Origin of the sequence: Ideonella azotifigens, from assembly GCF_006519715.1 — a bacterium.
GTDB lineage: Bacteria > Pseudomonadota > Gammaproteobacteria > Burkholderiales > Burkholderiaceae_C > Ideonella > Ideonella azotifigens.
Window position 1 is genome coordinate 1 of the sequence record NZ_VIDT01000447.1, and the last position, 4644, is coordinate 4644.

The following is a 4644-nucleotide window of genomic DNA, read 5'->3' on the forward strand; positions in this document are numbered from 1 at the left end:
ACCGGCACGGGTTGCGTGTTGCCCGGGTCGGCGGCCTGCAGCGCGGCCACGCGGGCCTTCACCGCATCCACCAGCGCCGGGTTCAGCGGGCCGACGTTGGTGCCGGCGGAGTTGGCGGCGTTGTTGGCCATCGGGCTGGTGGCCGAGGGCCGGCCCCAGAAGTATTTCGGCTCGCTGAAGGCCTGGCCAATCAGCTTGGAGCCGACAGGCTGGCCTGCGGCATTGCGCAGCAGGCTGCCGTGGGACTGCTCGGGAAAGGCTGTCTGCGCGACGGCGGTGACGACCAGCGGATACGCCAGGCCAGTGATCGCGGTGAGCACCACGAACAGGCTGACGGCAGGGCGGATGAGGTTTTTCATGATGATGGCTTTCGAGTTCAGACCCAACCGGCGGCGCTGAGCAGCAGGTCGATGGCCTTGATGCCGATGAAGGGCACGATGACGCCGCCCAGGCCGTAGACCGCGAGGTTGCGGCGCAGCAGCACCGCGGCGCCCAGCGGCCGGTAGCGCACGCCCTTGAGCGCCAGCGGGATCAGGAAGACGATGATCAGCGCGTTGAAGATCACGGCCGACATCACGGCAGAGTTCGGGCTGGCCAGCTGCATCACGTTCAGCGCGCCCAGCTGCGGATAGGTGCTGACGAAGGCGGCCGGGATGATGGCGAAGTACTTGGCCAGGTCATTGGCAATGCTGAAGGTGGTCAGCGAGCCGCGCGTCATCAGCATCTGCTTGCCGGTTTCCACCACCTCGATCAGCTTGGTCGGATTGCTGTCCAGGTCCACCATGTTGCCGGCCTCCTTGGCCGCCTGGGTGCCGGAGTTCATCGCCACCGCCACGTCGGCCTGGGCCAGCGCGGGCGCGTCGTTGGTGCCGTCGCCCGTCATCGCCACCAGCCGGCCCTCGGCCTGGTGCTGGCGGATCAGCGCGAGCTTCTGCTCCGGCGTGGCCTCGGCGAGGAAGTCGTCCACGCCGGCTTCGGCGGCGATCGCCGCGGCAGTGAGCCGGTTGTCGCCGGTCACCATGATGGTCTTGATGCCCATGCGGCGCAGCTCGGCAAAGCGTTCCTTGATGCCGCTCTTGACCACGTCCTTCAGCTCGATGATGCCCAGCACACGGGCACCGTCCGACACCGCCAGCGGTGTGCTGCCGCGGCGGGCCACGTCTTCCACCGTGGCCGACAGGTTCGCCGGGAAGCTGCCGCCGAGCGCCTCGACGTGGCGGCGCAGCGCATCGGCCGCGCCTTTGCGGATCTGCCGCGTGTTGCCACCAGCCGGCAGGTCCACGCCGCTCATGCGGGTCTGCGCGGTGAAGGGCACGAAGCTAGCGCCTTCGGCCTGGAAGCCGGGGTCGCGCAGCGGGTGCAGTTGCTTCGCCAGCACCACGATGCTGCGGCCCTCGGGCGTCTCGTCGGCCAGCGAGGCGAGCTGGGCCGCATCGGCCAGTTCCACGTCGCTCACGCCGGGCGCCGGGATGAAGGCAGAGGCCTGGCGGTTGCCCAGCGTGATGGTGCCGGTCTTGTCCAGCAACAGCACGTCCACGTCGCCCGCGGCTTCGACCGCGCGGCCGGAGGTGGCAATCACGTTGGCCTGCATCATGCGGCTCATGCCGGCCACACCGATGGCCGAGAGCAGGCCAGCGATGGTGGTCGGGATCAGGCAGACCAGCAGCGCGATCAGCACGGTCACGCTGATGGGCGTGCCGGCGCCGGCCACCTGCACGCTGAAGACCGAGAACGGCAGCAGCGTGACGGTCACCGCCAGGAAGACGATGGTCAGCGCGACCAGCAGGATGGTCAGCGCAATCTCGTTGGGCGTCTTCTGGCGCTTGGCACCTTCGACCATCGCGATCATGCGGTCGATGAAGGTTTCGCCGGGGTTGGCACTCACGCGCACCACGATCCAGTCCGACAGCACGCGGGTGCCACCGGTCACGGCGCTGAAGTCGCCACCCGACTCGCGAATCACCGGGGCCGATTCGCCGGTGATGGCGCTCTCGTCCACCGAGGCCACGCCTTCGATGACCTCACCGTCGGCCGGCACCACGTCACCCGCCTCGACCAGCACCACCGCGCCCTTGCGCAGCTCGGTCGATTCCAGCGGATGCCAGGACGAGCCGTGGCGCGGCTCTTCCAGCTTCTTGGCCCAGGTCTGCTTCTTCAGCCCGCGCAGCGAGGCCGCCTGGGCCTTGCTGCGGCCCTCGGCCAGGGCCTCGGCGAAGTTGGCGAACAGCACCGTGAACCACAGCCACAGCGCCACCGCCAGCGTGAAGCCGGGCGAGCCTTGCGTGGCGCCCTGGCCAAAAGCGGCTTGCAGCCACAGGCCGGTGGTCAGGATGCTGCCGACGTAGACGACGAACATCACCGGATTGCGCCACTGCACCCGTGGGCTCAGCTTGCGAAAGGCGTCGACCACGGCCGGCCTGGCCAGCGCGGGGTCGAACAATGAAAAGCTCTTGCGTGTCATGGGAACTCACTCACTTCCAGAGCACCAGGTGCTCAACGACCGGGCCGAGTGCCAGTGCTGGCACATAGTTCAGCAGGCCCACCAGCAGCACGATGCCGATCAGCAGGCCGCCGAACAGCAGGCCATGCGTGGGCAGGGTGCCGGATGTCGTGGCGATGCGCTTCTTCGCTGCCAGCGAGCCGGCAATCGCCAGCACCGGCACGATCACGCCGAAGCGGCCGAACCACATCGCAATGCCCAGCAGCACGTTGTAGAACGGCGTGTTGGCCGACAGCCCGCCGAACGCGCTGCCGTTGTTGTTGGCCGCCGAGGTGAAGGCGTAGAGGATCTCGGAGAAGCCATGCGCGCCGGGGTTGGCCACGCCCGCCTGCCCGGCAGGGCTCAGCACTGCAATGGCGGTGCCCAGCAGCACCAGCAGCGGCGTGACGAGGATGGCAATCGAGCTCATCTTCATCTCGTGCGCCTCGATCTTCTTGCCCAGGTACTCCGGCGTGCGGCCGATCATCAGCCCGGCGATGAAGACCGCCAGGATCGCGAAGATCAGCATGCCGTACAGCCCCGTGCCCACGCCGCCGAACACCACCTCGCCCAGCTGCATGTTGACCAGCGGCACCAGCCCGCCCAGCGGCGTGAACGAGTCGTGCCAGCCGTTGATCGCGCCACAGGAGGCGTCGGTGGTGATGGTGGCGAACAAGGCGGTGTCGGCAATGCCGAAGCGCGTCTCCTTGCCTTCCATGTTGCCGCCGGCCTGGGCCAGGCTCATGCCCTGGTCCACGCCCAGCGGCGCCAGCAGCGGGTTGCCCTGCTGCTCGAAGCTCATCGCGGCCACCGCGCCGACCAGGAACAGCACGCCCATTGCAGCCGCCACCGTCCAGCCCTGGCGCCTGTCCTGCACCATGCGGCCGAACGCAAAGCACAGCCCGGCCGGGATCAGGAAGATCGACAGCATCTGCACGAAGTTGGTCAGCGGCGTCGGGTTCTCGTACGGGTGCGCCGAGTTGGCGTTCAGGAAGCCGCCACCATTGGTGCCCAGCATCTTGATTGCCTCCTGCGAGGCGATCGGGCCCATCGCCAGCGTCTGCTCGCGGGTCTGCTGCGGCTCCGTCACCGGCTGGCCGTCAGCGCCCTTGATGGGCTGGCCTTCGGCATCCAGCTTCGGCGTTTCGTAGTGCTGCGTCTCGAGGGTGTGCACCACCGGGTAGGCATCGAAGTTCTGCACCACGCCTTGCTGCGCCAGGAACACCGCATAGACCATGCACAGCGGCAGCAGCAGCCACAGCGTGGCCCGCGTCAGGTCCACCCACAGGTTGCCGATGGCCTTGGCCGAGTGCCGTGCGAAGCCGCGGATCAAGGCGATCACCACCACGATGCCGGTGGCCGCGGAGAAGAAGTTCTGCACCGCCAGGCCCAGCATCTGGGTCAGGTAGCTCATCGTGGTTTCGCCCACGTAGCCCTGCCAGTTGGTGTTGGTGGCGAAGCTGATCGCGGTGTTGAAAGACGAGTCGGGCGACACGTTGGCCATGCCCTGCGGGTTCAGCGGCAGCCACAGCTGCAGCCGCTGCAGCGCATACACCGCCAGCACGCCCAGGCCGTTGAACAGCAACAGCGCCAGCGCGTACTGCAGCCAGCCCATCTCCGCCTCGGGCTTGACGCCGCAGAGCCGGCACAGCCCGGCCTCGATGCGGCCCGCCCAGCGCAGCCGCCCTTCCATCACCGCGGCGATGTAGCGCCCCATCGGCATGGCCAGCAGCCACAGCACAACGCTGTAGACGGCCAGCAAAGTCCAGCCATGTGCATTCATGAAAACTTCTCCGGCTGCAGCAAGACCGCCACCAGGTAGACCAGCAGGCCTGCCGCGACGATGCCACTCAAGATGACCAGACCGCTCATTTCTCGGTCCCTCCCAGCTTTGCGCAACCCTGCGCCATGCCCACCAGCAACAGCCAGCACACGACGCTCAGCGCGATGTAAACGACATCCATGGGACGCCCTCCTTGAAACATGCGCTCATCGTAAAAATCGGGGCATCAAGACGGTGCCAAGACTCGGCAGCCGGGTATCAAGAAAGTATCAAGACGCCCTTTGCGGCGCCCGGTCAGGCCGGCAGCGTCAACAGCTTCCACACCTCGGCTGGCGTGCGACTGCGCGCCAGCGCCAGGCGGAACACGCCCTCGCCACAGCGG

Annotated in this window: 5 protein-coding genes; 1 reads left to right on the plus strand and 4 read right to left on the minus strand. The window is 67.6% G+C overall.

All coding sequences use genetic code 11. The features are described 5' to 3' along the window. From FKP22_RS21535 to kdpF, 4 genes are all read right to left on the minus strand, one after another. On the minus strand, positions 1–359 hold a 359-nt coding region (locus FKP22_RS21535), incomplete at its 3' end, for a potassium-transporting ATPase subunit C (RefSeq protein WP_141289740.1). 17 nt (positions 360–376) lie between these two features. After that, positions 377–2461 carry a potassium-transporting ATPase subunit KdpB gene (gene kdpB, locus FKP22_RS21540; protein WP_141289741.1) on the minus strand — a complete coding sequence of 695 codons (2085 nt, stop codon included), beginning with the start codon at positions 2459–2461 and terminating at the stop codon, positions 377–379. Positions 2462–2471: 10 nt separating this feature from the next. Then, a complete protein-coding gene (kdpA, locus tag FKP22_RS21545) occupies positions 2472–4262 on the minus strand; it encodes a potassium-transporting ATPase subunit KdpA (protein WP_141289742.1) in 1791 nt (596 codons plus the stop codon). Next, complete coding sequence (gene kdpF, locus FKP22_RS21550; RefSeq protein ID WP_141289743.1) at positions 4259–4351, minus strand: K(+)-transporting ATPase subunit F; 93 nt, start codon at positions 4349–4351, stop codon at positions 4259–4261. Before kdpF ends, kdpA begins: the two co-directional genes overlap by 4 nt. 104 nt (positions 4352–4455) lie before the next feature. On the opposite strand from kdpF, the gene FKP22_RS33515 reads away from it, so the two are divergent. Then, positions 4456–4644, plus strand: a 189-nt coding sequence (locus tag FKP22_RS33515; protein WP_211361505.1) for a hypothetical protein, incomplete at its 3' end; no start/stop codon positions are given.

What these genes read in the sequence shown, in the direction of transcription:
- kdpB (WP_141289741.1), bottom strand. Translation starts at nt 2,461, where the DNA reads ATGACACGCAAGAGCTTTTCATTGTTCGACCCCGCGCTGGCCAGGCCG.
- kdpA (WP_141289742.1), bottom strand. Translation starts at nt 4,262, where the DNA reads ATGAATGCACATGGCTGGACTTTGCTGGCCGTCTACAGCGTTGTGCTG.
- kdpF (WP_141289743.1), bottom strand. Translation starts at nt 4,351, where the DNA reads ATGAGCGGTCTGGTCATCTTGAGTGGCATCGTCGCGGCAGGCCTGCTG.